Source organism: Romboutsia sp. LXY-2 (assembly GCF_056171995.1).
In genome coordinates, this window is sequence record NZ_JBKFGI010000003.1 from 32,513 (window position 1) to 57,386 (window position 24,874).

The following is a 24,874-nucleotide window of genomic DNA, read 5'->3' on the forward strand; positions in this document are numbered from 1 at the left end:
TTAAAATTATCAATTATTATTTATTTAAGGAGGAAATTATGCCGAAGCAACTGGTTAGAAGAAAAAGTGAAAGTTCAATGAGAAAAAGTGAAGAAAGGCTTGTTAGATTCAAGATTGCATCACATACTGGGGATAAGATACATATTAAACTACCTATAGATTTTGTAAAGAAAATGGTTCAAAATAATACATTAGATTTTTTTAATGATAAGTCTGATATTATAGATGGTCAGAAATTATTAAAGGTATTAATGGAAGCTATGGAGTATGATTTGACTGGAGAAATAGCACATTTAGAGAGAAATAATGGAGATATTATAAGAATAATTATCGATTAAGAATGTAAAATTTTATTATTTAGCGATGCTAATAAATAATGATTTAAATTTAAAATAGATAATATTAAAAGAGAATGCAATTGCATTCTCTTTTGTATGTTATATTATAATTTTAACTAGTTTTTAATACTTGTTGTGCAATGTTAACAGCATGATCAGATATTCTTTCTAAATTTGTTAGTAAGTCAAGATATAATATACCTGCATCTATTGTACATGTATTTTGGTTTAGTCTATCCATGTGAGTTTTTCTATATGATTTTTCTAATAAATTAACTTCTTTTTCTATGGATAATATTTTTTTAGCAAGATGGCCATCATTTTTTTCTAAAGCAATAAGGGAATTTTTAAAGTTATAAATAGTCTTATCATATATGTTGTTTATTTCTTCAATGGCATTATCAGAAATATTTACATTATTATCAATTAAATAGTTTGCTAATTCTGCGATATTCTCTGCATGATCAGCAACACGTTCAATATCGTTAACAGTATTAAATAGTAAATCTGCCCTATATCTTTCAACATCATTTAAAGGTGATTTAGATAATTTAAGTAAATAGTTTAAAATATCCCTCTGCAAGTTATTAATAAGTTTTTCATATTCAAATGTAGTATTAATATCACTTTGTGATTTATTAATAAATGCAGAAATAGATGCATCGAGTGATATTGTTGCTTTATTACCCATTCTTAGTACCTCTTGTATAGTATTACCTAGAGCTATAGAAGGAGTTTCTAAAATTCTTTCATCTAAATATTTTGTTGTAGATTCATTTTCTTTTTCAGAGTTTTTCTCAGGTATTAAAGTTAAAGCAAGCTTAACTATATATTTTGAAAATGGTAATAATATAATAACATTTAGTAAGTTAAATAAAGTATGTGCATTAGCTATTTGCCTAGCTGCATTTGTTGGATCTATTTTAGTTACTAATGCTGTTATTGGCACGTTTAATATTAACATAAATAATATTGTTCCAATAACGTTAAAGCTTAAATGCATAACAGCCGCTCTACGAGCATTTCTACTTGCACCAATACTAGATAATAAAGATGTAACACAAGTACCTATATTATCTCCATAAAGTATTGGGAGAGCAGAAGATAGTGGTAAAAGTCCTTCAGAAGCTAGTGCTATTAACATACCCATTGAAGCACTAGAACTTTGAACAATTCCTGTTATAGTAAATCCAGCTAACACACCAAGTATTGGATGAGCTCCAAAGTATAATAATGCATTTTTAAATCCTTCATACTCAGCAAGAGGCTTAACGGCATCTTTCATAAACTCCATACCAGTAAATAATATACCAAAACCAATAAGTATTTCTGCAAAGTGTTTAGTGTTTTGCTTTTTTGAAAATAATAGTAAAACAATACCTATCCCCAGTGCTATAGGAGCAAGCCCCTCTAATTTAAAGGAAACTAATTGAGCAGTTACAGTTGTACCAATATTTGCTCCCATTATTACTCCTATTGCTTGTGTTAGATTCATGATTCCTGCATTAACAAATCCTACTACCATTACTGTAGTAGCGCTAGAGCTTTGTATAATAGCTGTTACTATTGAACCAACAAGTACACCCATAACAACATTACTTGTAAGTAACTCTATAATTCTTTTTAATTTATTTCCGGCAGATTTTTGTAATCCTTCGCCCATTAGACTCATTCCATATAGGAATAAACCAAGCCCTCCAATAAGACTTATAGCTATATCCAATGTAAACTCCTCCTTAGTGCTTTCTTCTATCAAAATGCTATGTACTTATTCTTACCATAATAGTAGATAATAAACTATTAAATTAAATGGGAATCTGATAGATAATAAAAAATGGTCACCTATTTTTAGGTAACCAATTATATAATATAAAATCATCACAAAAGTGGTGATTACATTTCATTGAAAGTTATAAAAGAAGATCTTTTATTTGTAATAAATTGTGAATCTCATAATTTGGCTTTATATCAGTTGAGTTTTCTTTTTTATTTAAGTTAAACCAACAAGTATCAATTCCAGCTTTTATTCCTCCTCTAATATCCGAAGATAAACTATCTCCAATCATTAGAACAGTACTTTTATTATTGTGGTTAATATTTTGTAAAGTGTGATTAAATATTTCCGGATTAGGTTTTGCAATTTTTATTTCATCAGAAATTACAATATTGTCAAAGTAATGACCGATTATAGAATTTCTTATTCTTCTATTTTGAACATCAGCTAACCCGTTTGTAATTATACAAAGTTTATATTTGTTATGTAACTCTGAAATAAGCTCAATAGTTTCTTCAAATAAGAAAGAACCTTCACCAAGATAATTAATATATTTTTCACTTAAAGTATAGGCGTCACAGTCTAGATTTATTTCTTTTGCAAATCTATTAAATCGCTCGACTTTTAGGGCATCAGAAGTTATTAATCCTTGCTCAAACTCTTTCCATATTTGGGTATTTATTTTTTTATATGCGTCAACACAATAATCTTGAGGGTGTTCTGTATAAAAATCTCCAATTAATTTTTCAAGAGCGTAATTTTCTGTTTTTTTGAAATCAAAAAGCGTATCGTCTGCATCAAATAATAGTACTTCGTACTTCATATTGTTCTCCTTTAAAGTTAATATATTTATATTGCTTATTGTTTTGTTATAACCTTTACATTAAAAAAGTTGACAATGTAAATACACTGTCAATTTATTATAACATTATTAAAGGAGACTAAATAATATTATTTTTTGTTATTATACTGTTTTAATAATTCTTTTTCTCCCATTTCAACTAATTTTCTTGTTGCTAAGCCTCCTACATAAGGGGTAGAAAACTCATCACTAGAAAAGTTATTTAATTCACTACCTATTTCTACTTTATATTGAGCAAGTGCTTTTTTAGCATTAGATTCAATTGATTTATTGTTCATTATATTGTTTTCTATTGTAAAATTCATATTTCCCTCCGTAGAACTGATTTTATTATTATTCTTGTCAATGATTGTTTTTTTAATACCAATAAATGTTATGAAAGGGAAATAAACAAAATAGTTAATCAATATTTTTTTTTATAATATTAAAATATTGATTAAAAGCAATATGGGACTTTACTAGTTCACATAATTTAAGAAGATACTCTATATCGCACTGACAGCTATGAAGATTATTGTCTGCAAATTTGTTTAATATATGGTTATTACTAGAGCTTGCAAAAATCTTAAAATTATTTTATAAGCAGTCTATATTAAAAAGCAGCGTATGGAAAGTTATACTTTTAAATGTTATTTCTAGGGAACTAATTTATATTTTTAACATAGTTTTCTAAAGCGGAAATTGATATCTTCTTTAAAAGATTAGAAATCTAATTTAATTGATTGACTTACGTAATAAATAGGAATATAATCTCAATAGTCGAAAAGATATAGAAATATTTTCAAAGTAGGCAACTAAGGAAGAGGTGACTTAAATTATGGAAAACACAGTAGAAGCAATTGCAACAAATAATTTATTATTAATATTTGCAGCAATAGCGATAACGGGTATAGTCCTAGGAAGACTAAGTGAAATTATTAAAGTACCAGATGTAATATTATATCTAATAGCAGGAATTATAATCGGACCATCCCTATTAAATTTAATAAGTATAGATTCTTTTCCAATAGAAAACAACCTTATACTTACTTTTGGTTCAGCCTTTATATTATATGAAGGTGGTAGAGAAATTAACCTTAAGATTTTAAATAAGGTTAAAATAAGTGTAGGAATGTTGTCAACAGTAGGAGTAATTATTTCTGCAGCAGTTGTAGGAATATTCGCAAGTAAGATATTTGGTTTACCAATATTAACAGCATTACTTTTAGGTTCAGTAGTAGCATCTACAGACCCAGCTGCACTTATACCAGTATTTAAACAAGTAACTATTAAAGATAAAATAAAGCAAACAGTAGTTAGTGAATCAGCATTTAATGATGCTGTGGGAGCAATATTAGTTAGTACAATATTAGCAATAATAACTTCAGGAGAATTTGCATTAAGCAAAAGTATAGAAGAATTAGTAATAGCAACAGTAGTAGGAATAGGAGTAGGGGTAGCTGTAGGATATGTATTCTCATTACTTATATCAGATAAGAAAATCGGTATATTCCACTCTTATGCACCAATAATGTCTATATTAAAAGTAGCATTAGCTTACGAAATAGCAGTACGTTTACACGGAAGTGGATATATGGCAGTTTTCATAGCAGGTCTTATAGCTGGAAATAGAAAGTTATTTGGACTATGGATACCAGAAACAGATTTCCACTCAGAGCATTACTTTAGAGAAAGTATAGGATCATTATGTCGTATGGCAATATTCGTAGTATTAGGTACTCAAGTTGATTTAGTATCACTAGGTAAATACTGGATGCCATCATTATTAGTTGTATTAGTATTAATGTTTATAGCAAGACCATTAGTAGTTTTAGTTTGTACAATGTTTGATAAAGAAGCTAAGTGGTCTTTCAAAGATAGATTATTTATGATGTGGGTAAGAGAAACAGGTGTTATACCTGCAGCACTATCAGGTATAATAGTTTCAATGAAATTACCAGGATATGAAATAATATCTTCAGTAGTATTTATGACGATATTAATAACATTAATAGTACAAGCTAGTACAACAAAACTAGTAGCTAAAAAGTTAAATGTTTTAGAAATAGAAGATGACAAAGCTAAGAATGCAGAAGTAGCTGCATAGATAAATGAAAAAACGTAGATGTATAATACATCTACGTTTTTTATTGTCTATAAAGCTTTGAAAGTTTCACAACTTGCATTTTCAAAATTTATATCAACATGAGTAGCATTACATGCTCCGTGAATATTATATGTACAATTTTTCGCGCTACATGATATATCTTGTGTATTTGTTATGCATGTTTCACCAGAATAGTTTGAAATGCTAAAAGCAGAGCTATTTCTAAAAGTATCACAGTATGTTTCTGGAGTTATAGAAGCTTCAAATCCTTCAACTTTAATATGAGCAGCATAACAATTACCAGATTTATTAAAAGCACAGTTATTTGCAAGACAATTTAAATTACTTTGCATAATTTCCCTCCTAAATTAAATTATATTATTATTATGCTATCTTTTATAATAAATTAGTCATCATCAAGTAAAAATACTAATTGTAATTTTGACTTTAAATAAGATAATAAATAATATCAAATTTATTAACTTAAAAGATTAATAAATAATAAAATGCTAGGCATAGTAAATACATCTAGTAAAAACGCTCCAACTAAAGGAACAACTAAAAACGCTTTTTCTGAATGACCATATTTTTCAGTGACAGTAGTCATATTAGCAAGAGCATTTGGAGTAGCCCCAAGTCCATGACCTATCATACCGCTAACAATTATTGCGGCATCATAGTTTTTTCCTAAAAGCCTGAAACAAATAAATATACCATATAAAATAATAAATAAAACCTGGCAAATTACTATGATAATTATTGGACCAAATAAGCTAGAAAGTTTGTAAAGGTCTATACTCATAAGTGCTATTGTTAAAAACATTCCAAGTGATAGTTCACTTAAAAAATCCAATAATTTAAAATCCAATGGTAATAATCTTAAATTGTCATTAGTATTTCTAAAGATAACCGACACAAACATACAACCAACAATGGTAGGTAAAACTAAGCCAGAAATATTAAAAATCAGGTTAGCAAAAAGCTTACCTAAAGTCATACATAAGAGTATTACTAAGATATGTTCGAAAAATGAGTAAGGAGTCAAACTACCATAAGAACTAGAAATAGAGTTTAAAGGTTTATTAATAGTTTTTATTTTATTTCTATTAAGTGATACTGCAGGTTTTAAATTATATTTTTCTATTAAAAATTTGGCTACTGGACCACCTAATAATCCACCAAGGATTAGTCCGAAAGTTGCAGCAGCAATGCCTACACTAGTAGCATTATTAACACCTAGACCCTCTAACGTGGCACCAAATGCGGCAGAATATCCATGTCCACCTACCATAGAGACAGTACCACACATAATGCTAAGTAATGGATCAATATTTACAAATCTAGAAAGTAAAATAGATAGTCCATTTTGAAAAAAAGTCAGAATTCCACAAAGGCCCCAATATAAGAATAATAATTTACCACCTTTTCTTATTAAAGATGTACTTACGCCTAAACCAATAATTGTAAAGAAAAATGATAAAAAATATGGCATCATTCTTGTATCCATTGTAATATTACAAAGATTTGTCGTTCTTAGAAGTAAACTTAAGAAGCAAAATAAAAGTCCTCCAATTACTGGAGCAGGAATACAAAATCTAGTAAAAATTTTGATATTGTTTTTTAAGAAATTACCTAATAAATATAATATTATAGACAATATTAAAGTAGCCATTAAATCAAGGTTTATTATAAACAAACAAATTCCTCCTTTGTAAAATATTAATAATAAATATATATTAAAGCTTGGCTTAAAATATTATATATTTCTATTACTCAAAATGAAGAAATAGAAAGTTTCTGATATAATAATTTTATTAATTGAAATATATAGAGGTGAAAAATGAATAAGACAATAGGAATATTAGCACATGTTGATAGTGGAAAAACAACATTCTCAGAACAAATTTTATATCATGGCAAAGCTATTAGAAACAGGGGAAGGGTAGACCATAAAGATACCTTTTTAGACAATCATGATATAGAAAGAAAAAGAGGTATAACGATATTTTCTGAACAAGGATATTTTACATATAACAATAGTAATTACTATTTAATAGACACACCAGGGCATATAGATTTTTCTCCAGAAATGGAAAGAGCAATCAAGATTATGGATTATGCAATATTATTAATTAGTGGTGTAGAAGGAGTACAAGCACATACCGAGACTGCTTTTAGATTACTTAAGGAAAATAAGATTCCTACTTTTATATTTATAAATAAAGTTGACAGAGAAGGATCAAATATAGAAAGAACTTTAAAAGGTATTAAAGATAATTTATCTAGTGATGCACTTTTAATAGATAGTGATGATATAAGAAATGAATTAAATGATAATATTATAGAATTTGTAGCTGAAAGAGATGACAATTTATTTGAAAAATATTTAGATAATTCTTATGATAAAGAAATATGGATCTCCTCATTGAAAGAAATGATTAATAATAACAAGATATATCCATGTTTTTATGGCTCAGCCTTAAAGGATATTGGGATAGAAGAATTTTTATATAGCGTGGATATACTAACATACACAAATTATGACTCTGATAAAAGCTTTATTGGGAAAGTTTATAAAGTGAAACATGATGAAAGTGGAAATAGGATAACTTACGTAAAAGCAGTTCAAGGGAGCTTAAAAACAAGAGATGAGTTAATTTATAAAAATAATGATGAAATAATAGTAGAAAAAATAAATCAAATAAGAAATTATAATGGTAATAAGTATTTAAGTGAAAATGAGGTTAGTGCAGGTCAATTATTTGGTTTAAGTGGAATTACTAATGCACTACCAGGGTATTATATTTTTAATAATAATGGCAGCATGGATAATTATTTAAGAGAACGTTATGAACTAGTACCTACATTAAAGTCTAAGGTTATTTACGATACTTCAATAAATAGTAAAGAAATTCTTAAGTGTTTTAAAATCTTAGATAGTGAAGAGCCTGCCTTAAATGTTGAATGGGATGAAAATATTGGTGAAATACACATTCATATAATGGGTAAGATTCAATTAGAAATCCTAAAAGATATTGTAAAAGATAGATTCAATATTGACGTGGAATTTGGACCATGTGAAATTCTGTATAAAGAAACGATAGAAGAAAAAGTTATGGGATATGGACACTTTGAACCTCTTGGTCATTATGCTGAAGTACATCTTTTAATAGAGCCAGCTTTAAGAAATAAAAACATTGAATTTAAAAGTAAAGCACATGTTGATGATTTAAGTATTGGACATCAAAACTTAGTAAAAACTCATATTTTTGAAAAACCTCATAGGGGAATTTTAGGTGGATACGAGGTTACTGATTTAAAAATTACTTTGATAACAGGTAGAGCACATAATAAGCACACTAGCGGAGGAGATTTTAGAGAAGCAACATACAGAGCACTTAGACAAGGACTTGAAAATACTAAAAATATATTATTAGAGCCTTACTACAAATTTAAAATAGATGCAGAAATTGATTATATGGGAAGAATACTAAGCGATATACAAAAAATGAAGGGAGAATTTAATAATCCTGAAATTATAGAAGATAAAGTAATTATTAGTGGTAGAGGACCTGTTGCCACTTTTATGGATTATAGTATGGATTTAATATCATTTACAAAGGGATGGGGAAGTATTAATTGTATATTTGATGGTTATGACATTTGCCATAATCAAGAAGAAGTTCTTAAAAACTCAACTTATAATAAAGATGCAGACTCCGGGTATACGTCCATTTCTATTTTCTGTGCTAAAGGGAAGGGGTATTCAGTGAAAGGAAATGAAGTAAAAGACCATATGCATTGTCAATAATTTATTTAATGTAAAACTTATTGACAATATATAAAAAAAATAATATACTACTTAGAAATATAGTTCGTATAACCCTAATGATATTATTAAGTCTATAGAATGCTATAGAACGTAATTGAATAAATTAGAGTATAACTAGAATGTAGATTATTTAAACAATTTTAAAATGAATTAATTTGACTGTCATTCAACTGACAATTGTGTAATTGACAGTTGAAGCTGACAGTAAACTGACAATAAATTTTATATAAATAAGGCTTTGGATATATTTTCCGAGGCCTTTTTATCCATTTCCTCTAAAACATGAGAGTATCTATTTAAAGTGATTTTTATATCTCCATGCCCTAATCTGTGAGATATAGTTTTAAAGTCAACCCCTGCAAGCACTAGCAAAGTAGCATGTGTATGCCTTAAATCGTGAAGCCTTATTCTTCTTATATTATACTTTTTCAAAAATGTAATAAAATTCTCCCACAGAGATCTAGTGCTATATGGCTCTAATCTAGAGTTAAAACAAACTAAATCTTTAAATTCATCTTCGAATACATTTAAATTATTATAAATATCATGCTCTTTTTTAAGAGTACCTAACTTCTCCATTAGTTCTTTTGGAGCTGAAATTGTTCTAACCGAAGCTTCTGTTTTAGGTTCTTTGAAATAAAAAACGCCATCGACTTTTATTAGCACTTGATTAACACTGATAGACTTATTCTCGAAGTCTATATCTGTCCATTTTAAGCCGCAAACTTCTTCAGCTCTTAAACCCATTGTTAACATCAATAGAATAGGAACCTCGAAAAACTTACCTTCTAAATTCTCAATAACTAACTTAGCTTCTTCTTTCGAAAAAGGCTCTATCGTTGTACTAGTTTTTTTAACATTCGGTATCTTAACAAAAAAACAAGGATTTTCTGGTATTTCTTTCAATCTATAAGCTTCATTGATGACAGCCTTAACTAAATTCACCTTCATCTTTGCAGTACTCTTAGCATAATCTAAATACATCTTATTTATATAAGTCTGTAATAGATAAGGAGTAATATCTTTTAATAGAATATCCTTGAAAAATGGCTCTATGCTTACTTTAAAATTTTCTCGTGACTTCTTTTTTGTTAAAGGAGAAAAATTTTTGCTTTCGTCATTAAGATACTTTAGATATCTATCTACAAAAGTAATGTCTTGATTAATAATAAACTTATTATTATTAATTAAACTCTTTAAATCAATCAGATGTCTTTCTGCATCTTTTTTATTATCATATTTGCCTAAGCTTTTTTGTTTTACTTTTCCTTCATCATCTAAGTATTCAATTATTACATTATAATTATTACCGCGTTTTCTTACAAAAGAGCTTTTTATATTGTAATTATTCATTATGTCAACACCTCACTGATGTTATAGACTGATTTTTATTTCTACAGCTTTCCCTACTATGTTCACATATCCGCTTTCTATATCTTTCGCTGGATAAAACATACTAGGATATGCAGGATTCTCAGATATCAATCTGATACCTTCATTTTCTACATATACCCTTTTAAGTGTGGCTTCATCTCCGTTTACATTTACTGCATAGATGTCACCGTTATTTTCTACAAAGTTTTGTTTTCTTATTCTAACTCTGTCTCCCTCATGTATTCTAGCATTAATCATGCTATCACCTTTTACTTCTAAATAAAATGTTTCTTCCCCTATCATTAATTCCTCCTGATGTACGTACTCGTAGTCTATAATGTTTGATTCACAGAACATAGGTAGACCAGCTTTTATAGTCCCTAATACTGGAACCTTTACCATTTCATTTTCGTGAACTTTTTTTATGAATCTAATATTATCCCCTTTTAAATTCATTATGTCAGTATCATCAGTTTGTTTATTATCATTTCCTAATAAATAATCCACGCTTACATTAAAATAATTAGCTATTTTTAACAACATTTCGCTATCTGGAGTTCTTCTTCCAGTTTCCCAGTTAGATAAAGATCCTCGATGTATATTTAAATCTTCGCTAAACTTAATAGCAGAAATATTACGGTTGTTACGTAGCATTTTCAACGTTTTTCCAAAGTTATCCACAAAAACACCTCCATTATAATTATATGTTTTTTTCGTCGATTTGAAAATTAAATTCGTCAATATGAATATTTTTTCTAAAAAAATGTAAAAATACTATTGACATTATTCATTACGACGAATATACTTAACTTATAAATCGTCATTACGACAAAGGAGTTGATGAAATGAGACAAAATAAATTAGTAGGCTACAGAAAAATGTTTGGATTAAACCAATCTGATGTAGCTAAAATTCTTAATATAGGACTAAATACTTATTCTTTTAAAGAAAATGGTATAACAGAGTTTAATATAAGCGAAATCAGAGAAATAACCAAACTTTTAAAAGGGTATAATCCTAAGCTGACGATGGATGAAATTTTTTTATAGTCTTTTCGTCAGTATGACGAATTTAGTTTAACCAAACATAAAACAAAAATACATAAAAGGAGTGGAAAAAATGTCAAGTGTGGCAATAGCACAAACAGAAATAGAAATAGTAGGAACACAGAAGTTTTTAGGAAAAGAAATACCAGTTATAGAAGGTGGATTTGGAGAAGGAGAAAAAGTTGTACTTGCTAAAACAATAGCAGAAATACATGAAGTAGAGCTTAAGAAAGTAAATGAATTAATAAATAACAATATTGATGAATTTGAAGAAGGAATTGATATCTTAGATTTAAAAGGAAACGAAGATTTCGAGGTCGTTGCTAAAGACCACGGATTAATGAGTCAAAATGCGATAAATAGAAGTTCAAATATATATCTACTTTCAGAGCAAGGTTACATAGCACTAATTGGATTTATGAAAACTGAGAGAGCTAAGGAACTTAGAAAACAATTTAGAAGAGAATATTTTGCAATGAGAAAACAGATTAAAGAAGAAAAGCCTCAATGTGTAGAAGATTTAATTATTATGCAGGCTAGAAGCATAAAAGACATGAGAGAACAAATTAATCAAGCGAATAACAATGCATTGATAGCTAATAAAGTAGCAAAAGAAGCTAAAGAGGAAGCCCAATCAATAAAAGATGTAGTAAGTTTAGATACTACAAGTTGGAGGAGCGAAACTCAAACGCTTATAGCTAAAATAGCAAGAAAACAAGGAGATTTAGGATTAATAAAAGATTTTAGAAATGAAAGTTATGAACTTTTAAATAAGAGATTTGGAGTAAATATTGAGACGAGACTTACAAATAAGCGTAGACGAATGGCAGAAGAAGGAGTATCTAAAAGTAAACGAGATAAGTTAAATAATTTAGATGTTATAGCTGATGACAAAAAGCTTATAGAGGGCTATGTAGGCATAGTAAAAGATATGGCGATTAAATACGGAATATAGGAGTGAACACGATGAAAACAATAGGAAAAATGGCTGGAAGGATGAAGTTTACAGAAAATGAAATAGCTATGGTTCAAGGTCTTGCATTAGCTACATATGAAATAAATCTTGACCTTGCTAAAAAAGAAGGTATTGAGCTTTCTAAAGAAAGCAAAGAAAAATCTAAAGAATCTATTTTAAAATTAGTAACTAAATCATTTTGGAATATAAAGAAAAAAACTTATCCAATGAAAGAATTTCCAGAAGATTATTTTGCAGAATACGCAGAAATTTTTCTAAATGAAATATTTGTAGTTGATAAAGGAGATGACGCTATTGAAAAAAGTACTGACAGCTAAGGACGTAGCAGAAATATTAGGAATATGTGATAAAACGGCTTACAACTTAATAAGACAAGCTAATACAAAAGGTAATATGTTCAAAGTTATTAAGATAGGTAGGCACTACAAAATTCCATCTAAACCATTCTTAGATTGGTTAGATAAATGTTAAGGAGGAGAAACATAAATGAGCTTAAATGATATCAAATCTATAACAGCAGAAGAAGCTGACAAGCTATACAAAGAAATAGGATTAGCTTTTGTAGTAAGAGACGGCAAGTTAAAAGGCTTTACAAAATAAAGGAGGGTTAGCAAATGAAAAGCTTAGAAACTTTAAAATTGATTGCACAAGGTCAAATTAAAATGGCTGAACATATGGAAAATCAAATGGAATCAGATAGTAGCAAGTCATACTTTCAAGCTGTTGGAGTTACAGCAAAGTTATTTTTAGAACAAGTAGAAACAGAAATAAAACTTAAAAAGTTAGACGGAAATATAGAGTTATCTCACAATGGATAGAAAAAGAGCCCTGCCAGGCTCCTAATCAATAGTAAAACAAAATAAATTATACGAAAGATTATACAGGAGGATACAGATGAAATCAATATTTTTAAAGAGAATAGAAATATCAAATTTTAAGGGAATACAAGAACTGTCTATAGATTTTGATAGAGTAACGAATATTAAAGGTCAAAATGCACTAGGTAAGACTTCGATATTTGATGCATTTACATGGCTTATGTTTGATAAGGATAGTAAAAATAGAAGTAGCTTTGAAGTTAAACCACTAGACGTAAACAATCAGATCATTAGAGGACTTAATCCAACTGTGGTTGCTGTATTAGAAATAAATGGCCAACAGATAAAATTATCTAAAATGCTTGAAGAAAAGTGGAGCAAGAAACGTGGTGAAGCAGAGAAAACATTCACCGGAAATGTAACAACATATGAAATTGATGATGTTCCTGTAAAGCAAAGTGAGTACAAGAAAAAAATATCTGAAATAGCAGAAGAAGAACAATTTAAGCTATTAACTAATCCATACTACTTTAGTGATGCCCTGAACTGGAAAGAAGCTAGAAAAATAATACTAGAAGTTGCAGGCGATGTTACTACTGGACAAGTTATAGATTGCAATAAAGAACTAGAACTTATAAGAGTTGATTTAGAAAAAGATGATGTAGAAATACTTTTAAAATCAAGAAAGGCTAGTATTAAGAAACTTTCAGATAAGAAGAAAGAAATACCTACTCGTATAAATGAATGTAATAGAAGTGTATTAGATATTGATTTTACAACTGTAGAGAGTGAACTAGAAAATAAGAGAAAGTCATTTGATGAAATAGAAAATAGATTACTTGATATAAGTAAATCTAATGAAGAATTATTAGAAGTTAAAAATAAAATATTTGAAAATAAATCTAAAATACAAGAGATAAATCAAAAGGCTACAAGTGTAGGGAGTTCTAAGAAATTCGAATTAATTGATAAGTTAAGAAACTTAGAAAATGATTTGAAAATACTAGAAATGAATAAGCAAAGGTTAGAAAATGACAAAAGTTTAAAAGAAAGTGATATTACAAATTTAGAAAAAGAAATGACTGCTCTAAGGGACCAGTTTAATACAATTAAATCTACAGAAATTAACTTAGATAGCATTGATACAGAGTGCCCGACATGTAAACGAGCATTCGATAATGATGACATAGAATCTAAGAAACATGAGTTAGTTGAAAATTTTAATCAGGATAAAGCTAATAAATTAAAGGATATACAAAATAAAGGCGTTGGCAAAAAACAAGAAGTAGAAAAAATACAACAAGATCTAAAAGATATTGATACTAAAATCTTAGAATTTGGACCAAAGATAGATATAAAACAAGAAGAGATTGAAGGTATTAAAAATCAAATTGATAATTTTAAAGTTGAAACAGTTTACTCTGTTATAGATAGAGAAAATATTGATAAGTTACAATCTCAAATAGAAGTTATGGAGCAAAAGCTAGAGTCAAGTAACGAATGTAATGTTGAGAGCTTAAGAAATGATAAAAAGCTAATTACTAATGAAATAAATGAATTAAATAAGATATTAGCTAAAAAAGAGTTCAATAAAGAATTAGAAAAGAGAAAAGAGGAACTTCTAAAAGAAGAAAAGGACCTTGGAATTGAGATAGCGCACCAAGAAAAAATAGTGATGTTATGTGAAGAGTTTATAAAAACTAGAGTAAATCTTCTTGAAAGTAATATAAATAGTAAGTTTAAAAATGTAACATTCAAATTATTTAAAGAGCAAGTCAATGGCGGAATAGAAGAAATGTGTGAAGTATTAATTAATGGTGTTCCATTCTCTAGTGCAAATACTGCAGGTCAAATAAATGCAGGACTTGATATTATAAATACACTAAGTAAATATTTCGAAGTTCAAGCTCCAATTTTTATAGATAATAGGGAATCGGTGAATGAACTGCTTGAAATTGATAGCCAAGTGATAAATTTAGTAGTAACAAAAGATAATCCGTTAAAAATAGAAAATACAGTATTAGAAGGAGTGATGTAATATGGCGAACCAAGTACAAACACAACAAAATAAAACAGTAACTGTAAACTCATTATTGAAACAAGATAATTATAAAAAAAGGTTTAATGAACTATTAGGTAAAAAGGCTCCTGGGTTTATATCATCAATGCTAAATGTTTCTAATTTACCAGGATTAAAAGATGCAGATCCAAACTCGATAATATCATCAGCAGTAGTAGCTGCAACATTAGATTTACCGATAGACCAGAACTTAGGATTTGCATATATAGTACCTTATAACTCAAAGGAAGGGAAAAAAGCTCAGTTCCAAATGGGATACAAAGGATATATACAATTAGCTATGCGTACAGGTCAATACAAGACAATAAATGCTATAGAAATATATGAAGGCGAAATAAAAAAAGTAAATAGGCTTACAGGAGAGATTGAATTTAATGAGGATGAGTCTTTAATAGATAGAGACATAGTAGTTGGATACATTGCTTACTTCAAATTGTTAAATGGATTTGAAAAAACTATATACATGAGCAAAGATGAAATGGAGAGACACGCTAAAAAATACTCTCAAAGTTACAGTAGTAAAAAAGATTGGGTTGTAAATAGCAGCTTATGGTCTACTGACTTTGATGGAATGGCTATAAAAACAGTAATGAAAAGATTATTAAGTAAATACGGAATATTATCAATTGAAATGCAAAGTGCAATAAATAATGACCAAGCGGTAATGAATGATAATGTTCCAGAATATGTAGACAATCAAGTTGATAAAGAAATAGCTCAAAATGCAAACAAAAAAACTCTCGATATAAATGCAGTTGATGCAGACTTTAAAGAAGTTAAGGAAGAAGAGATACAAGAAATTATTGAACAAACTACGCTTGAGGACCCAGGTTTCTAATGAAAATAAAAGTATTAGCAAGTGGTAGTAGTGGTAACTGTTACATACTCCAGGTGGGAGAAGAAATTCTTATCCTGGAGTGTGGAATAAGATATAAGCAAATATTAGAGGGTTTAAATTTCGACTTAGGACACGTCTTAGGATGCTTGGTGACACATGAACACAAAGACCATTCTAAATCAATACTAGACCTAAATAAAAGCGGAATAGATGTATATGCAAGTAAAGGAACATTTGAGGCATTAGGAATAGATAATCACAGAACTAAGGTTATTAAGAGTGAAAATAAGTTTAAGATAGGGAAATTTACTATATTGCCTTTTGAAACTAAACATGATGCAAAAGAGCCATTAGGATTTTTAATAAATCATGAAAAGATAGGCAACTTACTTTTTATAACTGATAGCTATTACTGCGAATATAACTTTAATAATTTACATCATATACTTATTGAATGCAACTATAAAAAAGAGATATTAAATGAAAATATAGACAATGAAATAATACCTGTATCGCTAAGAAATAGGATTATAAGAAGTCATTTTGAGTTAGGAAATGTAATTGAGTTCTTAAGGGCTAATGATTTATCTAAACTTAAGACACTAACATTGATCCATCTTAGTAGTCAAAATAGTGACGAAGAATATTTTATAAGTGAAATAGAAAAAAACACTGGAATAGCAACAAATGTAGCTAAAAAAGGTATCGAAATATATTTTTGATTAGCTAAAAATGAAACTTAAGATAAGAAGTAGGTGAGGGAATGGCAGGTAATAAAAAATATTACTGGCTTAAGCTGAAAGATGATTTTTTTAGGCAAAAAGAAATAAAAAAATTAAGAAAAGTAGCAGGTGGAGATACTTACACCGTTATCTACTTAAAGATGTTATTACTTGCAATTAAGAATGATAATAAACTTTATTTCGAGGGTGTAGAAGATGATTTTGCAGAGGAATTGGCATTAGAATTAGACGAAGAGACAGACAATGTAAAAATGACATTAGCATTCCTACAAAATCAAAGACTGATAGAAATGATAAATGAAGATGAATATTTATTACCTCAATGCAAAACTATGACAGGCGTTGAAAGTAGTAGTGCTGAGCGTGTTAGAAGACATAGGTTAAAACAAAAAGAAAAACAACAAGCGTTACAATGTAACGAGGATGTAACAAGCAGTAACAAAAACGTAACGACAGAGACAGAGACAGAGATAGAGAAAGAGATAGAGTTAGATATAGAACAACAACATATAGAAAAAAAAGAAATAAATAATGTTGTTGTTGTGGATAAAATAAAATCCTATTTTGATTTTTCTGATAATGAAATAAAAGAAATTATAAAGATTTTAAAAGAGAAGAATGAAACACTAGAGTACTTAGTAGAAAAATTAGAAATAACAAAAAATAACCCAAACACTCACAATGTTATAGGTTATTTAATATCAGCAATAAAATTCGATTATAAAGTTAGTATTAACCAACCGAAGTGTTTTATACCTCGAGTTAAGACAAGGTTCCATAACCATAATCAGACTTTTACAAAGTATAGTCCAGATGAATTAGAAAGAATTTTACAAGAAAGCCAAGAAGGAAAATTTAATTAAAACTAATGGGAGCACTAGCTCCCTAAGATAAAAAATAGGGGAGATTGAAAACTAATGATAATAATAAAAAGCCAAAGTGGAGAATCAATAGGAAAGTATGTAGAAGTTAAAACAGATGAAAATATGATAAAAGGGATAAGTGCTGTTGGATGTATGACTATCTTGGGAGTATATAGCAGCAGAGAAAGAGCGATAAGAGTAATAGACAGTATAAAATCATGTATAACTCAAGGAACAGTAAAAGATTATTTGGATAATAAGTACAGAGTTAAACAAGATGCAGTTTATATAATGCCGAGCAAATAGGTGGGCATGGTGGAATTATCAAACAGGAACGCCTTAGAAGGGCGAGCAAGGGAGTTAATGGATAAACTATCAATAGACGGATTGGAAGCCGTTAAAATGGCAGAAAAACAACTTGAAGAAGAATTAAAGATAGAGGGGGAAGATTTATGATTATAGATTTAACAGTACTGCAAGAAAAACATAAAAAGTACGAAGGCATTATTGTATCTAAGTTTCCAGAAGTTACAAGAGAAGAACGTATTGTGAAGCAAAGCACAGCACTAATTGTAGAATTATCAGAGTTGGCAAATGAAAAAGAAGGATTTTTCAAATTTTTTAAAATTAAGAAAAGAAATAGCAAAAAGAAGCAATTAAAAGAAGCAGCTGATTGCCTTGCTTACTTTTTAGGACTAGCCAATGAGGTTGAATTGAGCCTTAATGAACCAAATATCAAAAGAGTATACAACTCAACGAGAGAAGCTAACAAGCACTTTAAAGATACAGTTAGAGAGATGTCCTATATAGATTTTGGTCAAAAACAAGGCTTTATAAGAATTTGTATACTGAAGTCATTCGGAAATTATTTGATGTTTTTAAATAGCATTGGATTAGATTTCGAAGAAGTAAAAGAGACATTTTTAAATGATGTTCTTGAGGATAATATTAAACGCCAGGAAGAAAATTATTAAAATATTATCAAATGATAATTATTTAGAGGTGGGAGATATGGAATTTGTAAGATGTGTAACTAGTGCTGATAAACTTGTAAATTTGTTTACTTTCGAAAACATGGACAAGGATATGTGGAAGTATCAGATCATGAAAGAAGAGGCAAAAGCTAAAAGCCAAGATATACAAGAGATAATGAATTTGCATAGGCATTCAGCACTTGTAAGACAACATGAGATCTTATGGAAGAAAAAGAGAAGAGATTTCAATATATTTGAAAAAGAATATATTGAAATGAAATATAGAGAACTTGTTGAGTAATTGTTTGAAATTAAGGGGAGAACGTTATGAGAACTAAAGAAGAAGTAGAAAAATTAGTTGAAGAAAATATTGGATTAGTTGGTTATGTTATTAATAAATATTTCAGAATATTAACAACGGTACATAGCTATCTAAAAGATGACATATACCAAGAGGGTTGTTTGGGATTATTTTATGCTGCTAAAACATTTGACCCTAAACATGGAGTAAAGTTTTCAACATATGCAAGAGTAGCTATAAAAAATAAAATATTGAATTACAACGAACGATACATTGAGAAGCATTATAAAAATAAACATGTATCTTTAGATAAAGAGGATAACGATGGTCTAAAAATTATAGATCTATTAGAGTCAAATAATGACTTATTAGGCATACAAGTAGATTCCTATATGAAAGAATTAGAAAAATATTTGAATGAAATAGAAAAAGAAGTATTTAAATTAATGTTAAATGGTTTGAATCAATACGAAATATCGAAAAAAATAGGTAAGTCACAAGTTCAAGTATCTAGGTATTTTAAAAATATCAAAATTAATATGAGATATGTACTAGGAATAAGTGAACAAAAGATTATAAGACAAAAAAAACAATGCATCACTAAAGATATTGAAGAACAAGCATTACATATGTTTGAAAATGGATGCTCATATAGAGATATATCAGATAAGTTAAATATTAAATATGGAAGTGTCAGTTACGTTTTAAGTAAGTCAAAAACAAACAGAATAGGAGCTTAAATATGAAAAGAGGAAAGAAGTTAACAAGAAACATGAAAGGTTTCTTAACTAAATTAGGATTAGACTACAGTATATATTTACTAGAAAGACAGGATCATGAGAGTTATACATTTATTAATTTAGACACTGAAAAAACAGAAAAATACTTTAAATAAATTAAAATAGGGGGAACTGAAGATGAATATGCCAATTATGCTAAGAAGTACTCATGAGCGTGAAATGAGATTAGAAAGACATGTAGTTAATACGTTAAAAGATGATTACATGGACCTTAATAATGAACTATATAAAGTTAATAAAGAAAATCAAAAGTTGGAAAATAGAAATAGTGAACTAGATATAAAGCTAACTGTAGCAACAACTAAAGCAAACCAATATGAAGGTTGGTATAATGACCTAACTTATTTATACAGAGATGGTCAAAATGAACTAAATGATAAGTTAAGAGAACTTATCGAAATAAAGAGAGAATTAGAAAGCTACAAGAAAAAAGTAGAAGGTCTAGAAAAATTATATTCCCAGTACAAAAAAGAAACTGAAAAAGAAAAGAAGTTAAACATCAATCTGAATAGAAAGCTTTGGTGCAATGAAGAAGCTAAGAGACAAATAAAAAAGTTATCAGATGATATGTTGGAAGCTAGAAAAATAAATAAAAATGATATTGCATTACATTTAAATCAACTAAGTATGATAATGGGCGGTGGTATACCACTTAAGATTGTGCAAGTTGGTGATGAAAATGCAAAAGGCTAAGATACTAGGAGCTTATGAAAATAAGTGCGTACACTGTGGCGGAATAGTGTACAAGCTAAAGACTAGCTTAGGTATTATTTATCAATGTAAATGTGGTTGTACTTATAGATAGGAGTAGTTATGAAAGACATTATTATATTAGCTGTAATTATAGTTACAGTAGTTGGAGCATTAGATGCTCTGACTATTGTAGCAAGAAAATATGAAAATAAAAGGAGATGATACAATGAATCATGCTGTACTAGTTGGTAGATTAACTAGAGACCCAGAGTTAAGATACATTGCAGGCTCTGGAACTCCTGTTGCTAACTTTACATTAGCAATAGAAAGAGAATTTAAAGATAAAGAGGGTAAGAAGGAAGTTGATTTTATAGACATCCAAGTTTGGGGTAAAAGTGCAGAGAACTGTGCTAACTACTTGAGTAAAGGTAGCCTAGTAGGTATACAAGGTTCTATAAGAATAGATAACTATAAAAACCAAGAGGGAGAAAATAGAAAGTCTTTTAGGGTAAATGCAGCTAGAGTTCAATTTTTAGATAATAGGACCCAAAAAGGTGGAGATAATGAACCGAAATTTGAACCAACAGGATTAGACCCTAAAGGTTTTCAAGCAATAGACGATGATGATATTCCATTCTGATAACTAGATGAATTTAATGACTAGGTATGAATAATTTTCATACCTAGTAAACGAAATAAGGTTTTTATTTGGAGGAGATTATGAAGAAGGAAGATATAGAATTTTTAAAAGACTTACGACATCAAATGTTAACTCAAGATAATGTAGGTCAAGCTAGCCCAAGATTTTGGGTAGTTCGTCATAAAGTAAGAAATTATGGCATTGATTCAGAATTTGATTTTGATGGAACAGAAGTAGTACAATACGGCGAAAAAATAGCTGATACTTTTAAGGAGCTATGTGAGCACTTGAAGGAAACTGAGGAAGATTTAGAAATAGAGTATTGTGAGGATATGTTTGAAGATTATGTAATTATCAATAAAGATACTGATGATGAAGAACGTTTTGATGATATGGGTGAATTAGTTGATTATATGAGGAAAGAGTTAGACTATGATGATGGATTATACTTAGTAAATTATAAAGAAGAATATGTTATTGCAGAAAATACAATGTTCCTAACTATTGAAGAATGTAGAAAACACATAGAATGCAATAGTTATCATTATAATGAACCTCATACATACGCTATGACGGCTTGGAGAAGTCCTCAAGTAAGTAGGTTATATGAAATACTAGAAAAAACAAATTGGGACGAGCTGAGTAATAAATAAAATCAGTATTTAGTTAGATAGAAAGCACATTGAAAAGTGAATATAGAGATTATTACTCAGAAAGTTTAAACTTTAGTATATTTGTTTTATTATGTCGAAACTTTCTTTAAAAAATTTTATTGATTTAGTTGTAAAAATAGTCGCAAACGTCTATAATATAAATATAGATAGTCGCAAAAGACTAAAAAAATAAAAAGAGGAGAGTAAGCAAAATGAAAAAAGATATATTTAAAAAAGCACATGAGTTAACTAAGAAAATAATAAAAACTGGTGATAACTACAGAGCAACTTTTAAATTAGCTTTAACATTTGTTTACTCTCAGTTAAAGAAAGAGGTAGAGAGAATGGTAGAATTAAAAGGAACTGAAAAGCAAGTTAAATGGGCAAGTGAGATAAGAAATACTATGGAAACTAAGTTAACTGAAAGTATTGAAAAGTTAACAAAAGTAGTTGAAAAAATAGAAGAAAAAGGTAAAAATGCAAATACTGAAATAGCTAGAGAAATACTAGCAGATATGAACAAAAAAGCAGACGAAATATTAAATAATGAAGATGCCAGATTCTTTATAGACTACAGAACAAGATACACACATGCTTATGATTTAGTAGTTGTAAATGGAATGAAAGAAAAAATATTAGATAGACTTATGGACCTATCTAAGCAAATATAAAAATAAAGTAGTTAGGCTTCTACTCAAAAAAGCCAACTAAAAATAAAAAGGAGTTGTTTATATGGAATGTAAAAAATGTGGAAATAATATGATTTGGAATGGATATGCTATTTGTGATATAAAAGGATATAGATTATGGGCGAACCAATATGAATGTGAATGTGGAGAATATGACCATGATATACAATTATTTGAAGGGCTAATATCTTTAAAAGATGCTTGTAAGGTTTGGAAAAAAGGCGAGAGTACATTAAAAACAAATATTAAAAATGGTAAATTTGAAAATGGCATAGATTGCTTTAAATTTGGAACAACTTGGGTTATTAAAGTAAAAGCATTGGAAAGAGAATATGGAATAATAGAATAAATATACTAGAGTTTAAACCGAGTGATAATTTTTATATATCACTCTTTTTTATGCAATAAAAAACATATTTTGTGAGGTGAGCTAATGAGAGTTCCTTTAGATGATGATCTATATGAAAAAATAGATAAAATAGGAGAAAAGTTCGGCATGACAACAGACGCTCTTATTGAAATGGCTGTAGAAAGATTAATTAAAGAAATTGAAAATATAAACAAATAAAAATATATTATAAACAATAGGATTGGGGGAGCTTTAATGATTCAGATATTAGAATTGTTTGGAGGAGTAGGCTCTCCTAGAGCAGCACTAAGAAATCTAGGAGTACCTACAAAAGCAATAGATTACGTTGAAATAGATGAAAAAGCTGTAAGAAGCTATAATGCAATGTTTAAGAAAGACTTAGAGTATAAAACTCAATCAGTAGTAGGGTACAATTTAAAACCAGATATATTAATTCACGGAAGTCCATGTCAAGATTTCAGCATAGCAGGAAGGCAAGCTGGAGCAGATGAAGGAACAGAAACTAGAAGCAGTCTGATGTGGGAAACGATTAATATTATCAAACAAATGGGAGATTGGAAGCCTAAAGTAGTAATATGGGAGAATGTAAAAAATGTGTTATCAAAGCACATGATCCATAACTTCAATAGATATTTGCAAGAGATGGAAGGATTAGGATACACAAACTCCTTTGAAGTGTTAAATGCCATGGATTTTGGATTACCACAAAATAGAAATAGAGTCTTTACAATTAGTTGTTTAGATGGTACTGAGTTTGATTTTGGGAAATTACAGAAACAAGATATGAGAAATATAAGAGAATTTCTTGAACATGATGTATCAGAAGAATACTTAGTTACTCAACCAAGTGTACTTAATGCGGTAGGTAACAAAGGAATTAAAAGAGCAACTATAATAAAAGATTACTGCTATACAATAACTGAAAGACAAGATAGATGTCCAGCACAAGTCATACAGTTAGACGATTATAGGTATAGGTATTTAACAGATAAAGAACGTTGGTTGCTACAAGGATATACAGAAGATGATTATAATAATGCAGCTAAAGTTAATAGTAAAAGAGCTTTGTATAAGCAAGCAGGTAATTCTATACCAGTACCTATATTTGAAAGTATATTTAAACAGTTATTAAATATCAGTTAATAAAAGAGGAGTTTTGTTACATGGATGATGCTGCAGTATTAAAAAATGGTAGATGTAGAATTAAACCAGGTGCAATTAATAAGTTAGGTAAAAGTATACAGTTGAAATTTGGAAGAGGTAAGAATTTTGATTATAAGTATATAACGGAAACTAAAGCTATTGTTTATAAAAAAGGTATTCAATTTATACTAAATACTAAAGAATTAGAAAAATATTTTTATATTTATTAGGTGGTGGAGATTATGAAAAAATATTATGACTTAATAGGACAAAGAGTGGTTGCTTGTTTAGATTGGGCAGAAGGTTATGGATCATTAGAAGATGCAAAAAAACATCTTGGAGGAGATATAAGAGAAATAACTAAAGCAGAGTTTAAAAAATTAGGCGAAGAATACACTAACGGGAATTAAAAGGGAGATTTTAGATTATGAATTTAGAAATATTAAAACAAATAATACAGGAAGAAATTGAAATCTTAAATACAAGAGTTGCTAATGCTACAGAGTTTTATAATCAATGCAAGCGTGCAGTTATATTAAATGAAAAGTCTAATAATGAGGAACTTATAAAAAACTCAAACGACCAATTAATAAGTGCAATTGCAAAAAAGGAAAGCTTGATTGCACAAGTTGAAAAATTAGAATGGGTGCTAAGTAAGATTAGCCAATAAAACAATAATTTGATTGAGGGAGAGTAGGAGCTATGATTTATAGATTTGAAGTTAGAGGGAAGATTAAAGCAACTTGTGGACCATCTAGGTATGAAGAAGCGCATAGCTATATGAGTAATAAATTTGGACAAAGCAACGATAAAGTATTTGCTGTAGAGAGCACAAAAGCAGAAGAAATTAAAGCGTCTGCGGATTTTAAAAAGCTATTAAATAAATAAAAATTATGTATCGACCTGGTTTAAAAACAGTATAGCTGGGTCGATATATTGATAATGATAACTAAATGATAAGTAAGGTGTAAACAAAGAATA

At 28.8% G+C, this 24,874-nt stretch carries 37 protein-coding genes; 30 read left to right on the forward strand and 7 right to left on the reverse strand.

Features of this window, described 5'->3' with window-relative positions; all coding sequences use genetic code 11:
• The first annotated feature begins 38 nt into the window (after nucleotides 1–38).
• Nucleotides 39–338 carry a hypothetical protein gene (locus ACI48P_RS05815; protein WP_475214455.1) on the forward strand — a complete coding sequence of 100 codons (300 nt, stop codon included), beginning with the start codon at nucleotides 39–41 and terminating at the stop codon, nucleotides 336–338.
• A 112-nt stretch (nucleotides 339–450) separates the two neighbouring features.
• Here the strand turns inward: ACI48P_RS05815 and ACI48P_RS05820 are convergent, their stop codons facing one another.
• The 3 genes from ACI48P_RS05820 to ACI48P_RS05830 form a co-directional block, all read right to left on the reverse strand.
• A complete protein-coding gene (locus tag ACI48P_RS05820; protein WP_475214457.1) occupies nucleotides 451–2,061 on the reverse strand; it encodes a Na/Pi cotransporter family protein in 1,611 nt (536 codons plus the stop codon).
• Between the two features lie 187 nt (nucleotides 2,062–2,248).
• The gene (locus tag ACI48P_RS05825) at nucleotides 2,249–2,935 is read right to left on the reverse strand and encodes a YjjG family noncanonical pyrimidine nucleotidase (protein WP_475214459.1); all 687 of its coding nucleotides are present in this window, start codon (nucleotides 2,933–2,935) and stop codon (nucleotides 2,249–2,251) included.
• Between the two features lie 128 nt (nucleotides 2,936–3,063).
• Nucleotides 3,064–3,279 (reverse strand): small acid-soluble spore protein, encoded by a 216-nt coding sequence (locus ACI48P_RS05830; protein WP_475214461.1) that lies wholly within the window; start codon nucleotides 3,277–3,279, stop codon nucleotides 3,064–3,066.
• Nucleotides 3,280–3,791: 512 nt separating this feature from the next.
• Here ACI48P_RS05830 and ACI48P_RS05835 point away from each other — a divergent pair.
• Nucleotides 3,792–5,060, forward strand: a complete 1,269-nt coding sequence (locus ACI48P_RS05835) for a cation:proton antiporter (RefSeq protein ID WP_475214463.1) — start codon at nucleotides 3,792–3,794, stop codon at nucleotides 5,058–5,060.
• A gap of 47 nt (nucleotides 5,061–5,107) precedes the next feature.
• Here ACI48P_RS05835 and ACI48P_RS05840 read toward each other — a convergent pair whose 3' ends face one another.
• Nucleotides 5,108–5,413: a DUF1540 domain-containing protein gene (locus ACI48P_RS05840; RefSeq protein WP_475214465.1), complete on the reverse strand. Its 306-nt coding sequence runs from the start codon at nucleotides 5,411–5,413 to the stop codon at nucleotides 5,108–5,110.
• Between the two features lie 125 nt (nucleotides 5,414–5,538).
• Nucleotides 5,539–6,756 carry a sodium/glutamate symporter gene (gltS, locus tag ACI48P_RS05845; RefSeq protein WP_475214467.1) on the reverse strand — a complete coding sequence of 406 codons (1,218 nt, stop codon included), beginning with the start codon at nucleotides 6,754–6,756 and terminating at the stop codon, nucleotides 5,539–5,541.
• A gap of 144 nt (nucleotides 6,757–6,900) precedes the next feature.
• Here gltS and ACI48P_RS05850 point away from each other — a divergent pair, with 144 nt between their 5' ends.
• On the forward strand, nucleotides 6,901–8,871 hold the full coding sequence (locus ACI48P_RS05850; RefSeq protein ID WP_475214469.1) for a GTP-binding protein: 1,971 nt from the start codon (nucleotides 6,901–6,903) through the stop codon (nucleotides 8,869–8,871).
• 243 nt (nucleotides 8,872–9,114) lie between these two features.
• Here ACI48P_RS05850 and ACI48P_RS05855 read toward each other — a convergent pair whose 3' ends face one another.
• Together ACI48P_RS05855 and ACI48P_RS05860 are read right to left on the reverse strand one after the other, a co-directional pair.
• Entirely contained in the window at nucleotides 9,115–10,245 is a 1,131-nt protein-coding gene (locus ACI48P_RS05855) for a tyrosine-type recombinase/integrase (RefSeq protein ID WP_475214471.1), read from the reverse strand.
• Between the two features lie 21 nt (nucleotides 10,246–10,266).
• Nucleotides 10,267–10,947, reverse strand: coding sequence for a helix-turn-helix domain-containing protein (locus ACI48P_RS05860; protein WP_475214473.1), 681 nt, complete (start codon nucleotides 10,945–10,947; stop codon nucleotides 10,267–10,269).
• A 164-nt stretch (nucleotides 10,948–11,111) separates the two neighbouring features.
• Between ACI48P_RS05860 and ACI48P_RS05865 the strand changes: the two genes are divergently transcribed.
• The 27 genes from ACI48P_RS05865 (at nucleotide 11,112) to ACI48P_RS05995 (ending at nucleotide 24,781) form a co-directional block, all read left to right on the forward strand.
• Nucleotides 11,112–11,315, forward strand: coding sequence for a helix-turn-helix transcriptional regulator (locus tag ACI48P_RS05865; protein WP_475214475.1), 204 nt, complete (start codon nucleotides 11,112–11,114; stop codon nucleotides 11,313–11,315).
• Nucleotides 11,316–11,385: 70 nt separating this feature from the next.
• On the forward strand, nucleotides 11,386–12,267 hold the full coding sequence (locus ACI48P_RS05870) for an ORF6N domain-containing protein (protein ID WP_475214477.1): 882 nt from the start codon (nucleotides 11,386–11,388) through the stop codon (nucleotides 12,265–12,267).
• 11 nt (nucleotides 12,268–12,278) lie between these two features.
• On the forward strand, nucleotides 12,279–12,605 hold the full coding sequence (locus ACI48P_RS05875) for a hypothetical protein (RefSeq protein ID WP_475214478.1): 327 nt from the start codon (nucleotides 12,279–12,281) through the stop codon (nucleotides 12,603–12,605).
• On the forward strand, nucleotides 12,583–12,759 hold the full coding sequence (locus ACI48P_RS05880; protein ID WP_475214480.1) for a helix-turn-helix domain-containing protein: 177 nt from the start codon (nucleotides 12,583–12,585) through the stop codon (nucleotides 12,757–12,759). The genes ACI48P_RS05875 and ACI48P_RS05880 overlap by 23 nt, the downstream gene beginning before the upstream one ends.
• Before the next feature lie 143 nt (nucleotides 12,760–12,902).
• Nucleotides 12,903–13,106 (forward strand): hypothetical protein, encoded by a 204-nt coding sequence (locus tag ACI48P_RS05885; protein WP_475214482.1) that lies wholly within the window; start codon nucleotides 12,903–12,905, stop codon nucleotides 13,104–13,106.
• A gap of 76 nt (nucleotides 13,107–13,182) precedes the next feature.
• Complete coding sequence (locus ACI48P_RS05890) at nucleotides 13,183–15,144, forward strand: AAA family ATPase (RefSeq protein ID WP_475214484.1); 1,962 nt, start codon at nucleotides 13,183–13,185, stop codon at nucleotides 15,142–15,144.
• Nucleotide 15,145: 1 nt separating this feature from the next.
• Nucleotides 15,146–16,024 (forward strand): recombinase RecT, encoded by an 879-nt coding sequence (locus tag ACI48P_RS05895; protein WP_475214486.1) that lies wholly within the window; start codon nucleotides 15,146–15,148, stop codon nucleotides 16,022–16,024.
• On the forward strand, nucleotides 16,024–16,746 hold the full coding sequence (locus tag ACI48P_RS05900) for an MBL fold metallo-hydrolase (RefSeq protein ID WP_475214488.1): 723 nt from the start codon (nucleotides 16,024–16,026) through the stop codon (nucleotides 16,744–16,746). The genes ACI48P_RS05895 and ACI48P_RS05900 overlap by 1 nt, the downstream gene beginning before the upstream one ends.
• Before the next feature lie 41 nt (nucleotides 16,747–16,787).
• Nucleotides 16,788–17,630, forward strand: a complete 843-nt coding sequence (locus ACI48P_RS05905) for a phage replisome organizer N-terminal domain-containing protein (protein ID WP_475214489.1) — start codon at nucleotides 16,788–16,790, stop codon at nucleotides 17,628–17,630.
• A 54-nt stretch (nucleotides 17,631–17,684) separates the two neighbouring features.
• Complete coding sequence (locus tag ACI48P_RS05910; protein WP_475214491.1) at nucleotides 17,685–17,936, forward strand: hypothetical protein; 252 nt, start codon at nucleotides 17,685–17,687, stop codon at nucleotides 17,934–17,936.
• A gap of 9 nt (nucleotides 17,937–17,945) precedes the next feature.
• On the forward strand, nucleotides 17,946–18,086 hold the full coding sequence (locus tag ACI48P_RS05915) for a hypothetical protein (protein WP_475214492.1): 141 nt from the start codon (nucleotides 17,946–17,948) through the stop codon (nucleotides 18,084–18,086).
• A complete protein-coding gene (locus ACI48P_RS05920; RefSeq protein ID WP_475214495.1) occupies nucleotides 18,083–18,604 on the forward strand; it encodes a dUTP diphosphatase in 522 nt (173 codons plus the stop codon). Before ACI48P_RS05915 ends, ACI48P_RS05920 begins: the two co-directional genes overlap by 4 nt.
• Nucleotides 18,605–18,641: 37 nt before the next feature.
• Complete coding sequence (locus tag ACI48P_RS05925; protein ID WP_475214497.1) at nucleotides 18,642–18,905, forward strand: hypothetical protein; 264 nt, start codon at nucleotides 18,642–18,644, stop codon at nucleotides 18,903–18,905.
• A 26-nt stretch (nucleotides 18,906–18,931) separates the two neighbouring features.
• Complete coding sequence (locus ACI48P_RS05930; protein ID WP_475214499.1) at nucleotides 18,932–19,645, forward strand: sigma-70 family RNA polymerase sigma factor; 714 nt, start codon at nucleotides 18,932–18,934, stop codon at nucleotides 19,643–19,645.
• Nucleotides 19,646–19,647: 2 nt separating this feature from the next.
• Complete coding sequence (locus ACI48P_RS05935; protein WP_475214501.1) at nucleotides 19,648–19,800, forward strand: DUF6906 family protein; 153 nt, start codon at nucleotides 19,648–19,650, stop codon at nucleotides 19,798–19,800.
• A 22-nt stretch (nucleotides 19,801–19,822) separates the two neighbouring features.
• Nucleotides 19,823–20,398: a hypothetical protein gene (locus tag ACI48P_RS05940; RefSeq protein WP_475214503.1), complete on the forward strand. Its 576-nt coding sequence runs from the start codon at nucleotides 19,823–19,825 to the stop codon at nucleotides 20,396–20,398.
• Entirely contained in the window at nucleotides 20,385–20,510 is a 126-nt protein-coding gene (locus ACI48P_RS05945) for a hypothetical protein (protein ID WP_475214505.1), read from the forward strand. Before ACI48P_RS05940 ends, ACI48P_RS05945 begins: the two co-directional genes overlap by 14 nt.
• A gap of 114 nt (nucleotides 20,511–20,624) precedes the next feature.
• Complete coding sequence (locus ACI48P_RS05950; protein WP_475214507.1) at nucleotides 20,625–21,038, forward strand: single-stranded DNA-binding protein; 414 nt, start codon at nucleotides 20,625–20,627, stop codon at nucleotides 21,036–21,038.
• Between the two features lie 80 nt (nucleotides 21,039–21,118).
• The gene (locus ACI48P_RS05955) at nucleotides 21,119–21,691 is read left to right on the forward strand and encodes a hypothetical protein (RefSeq protein ID WP_475214509.1); all 573 of its coding nucleotides are present in this window, start codon (nucleotides 21,119–21,121) and stop codon (nucleotides 21,689–21,691) included.
• 212 nt (nucleotides 21,692–21,903) lie between these two features.
• Nucleotides 21,904–22,362 carry a hypothetical protein gene (locus ACI48P_RS05960; protein WP_475214511.1) on the forward strand — a complete coding sequence of 153 codons (459 nt, stop codon included), beginning with the start codon at nucleotides 21,904–21,906 and terminating at the stop codon, nucleotides 22,360–22,362.
• 61 nt (nucleotides 22,363–22,423) lie between these two features.
• Nucleotides 22,424–22,729: a helix-turn-helix domain-containing protein gene (locus ACI48P_RS05965; RefSeq protein WP_475214513.1), complete on the forward strand. Its 306-nt coding sequence runs from the start codon at nucleotides 22,424–22,426 to the stop codon at nucleotides 22,727–22,729.
• A gap of 84 nt (nucleotides 22,730–22,813) precedes the next feature.
• Nucleotides 22,814–22,948, forward strand: a complete 135-nt coding sequence (locus ACI48P_RS05970) for a hypothetical protein (protein WP_475214515.1) — start codon at nucleotides 22,814–22,816, stop codon at nucleotides 22,946–22,948.
• A 36-nt stretch (nucleotides 22,949–22,984) separates the two neighbouring features.
• Nucleotides 22,985–23,893, forward strand: coding sequence for a DNA cytosine methyltransferase (locus ACI48P_RS05975; RefSeq protein ID WP_475214517.1), 909 nt, complete (start codon nucleotides 22,985–22,987; stop codon nucleotides 23,891–23,893).
• 20 nt (nucleotides 23,894–23,913) lie between these two features.
• The gene (locus ACI48P_RS05980; protein ID WP_475214519.1) at nucleotides 23,914–24,123 is read left to right on the forward strand and encodes a hypothetical protein; all 210 of its coding nucleotides are present in this window, start codon (nucleotides 23,914–23,916) and stop codon (nucleotides 24,121–24,123) included.
• A 12-nt stretch (nucleotides 24,124–24,135) separates the two neighbouring features.
• Entirely contained in the window at nucleotides 24,136–24,303 is a 168-nt protein-coding gene (locus ACI48P_RS05985) for a hypothetical protein (protein WP_475214521.1), read from the forward strand.
• 17 nt (nucleotides 24,304–24,320) lie between these two features.
• The gene (locus ACI48P_RS05990) at nucleotides 24,321–24,563 is read left to right on the forward strand and encodes a hypothetical protein (RefSeq protein WP_475214523.1); all 243 of its coding nucleotides are present in this window, start codon (nucleotides 24,321–24,323) and stop codon (nucleotides 24,561–24,563) included.
• Between the two features lie 32 nt (nucleotides 24,564–24,595).
• The gene (locus ACI48P_RS05995; protein ID WP_475214525.1) at nucleotides 24,596–24,781 is read left to right on the forward strand and encodes a hypothetical protein; all 186 of its coding nucleotides are present in this window, start codon (nucleotides 24,596–24,598) and stop codon (nucleotides 24,779–24,781) included.
• Nucleotides 24,782–24,874 lie beyond the last annotated feature (93 nt).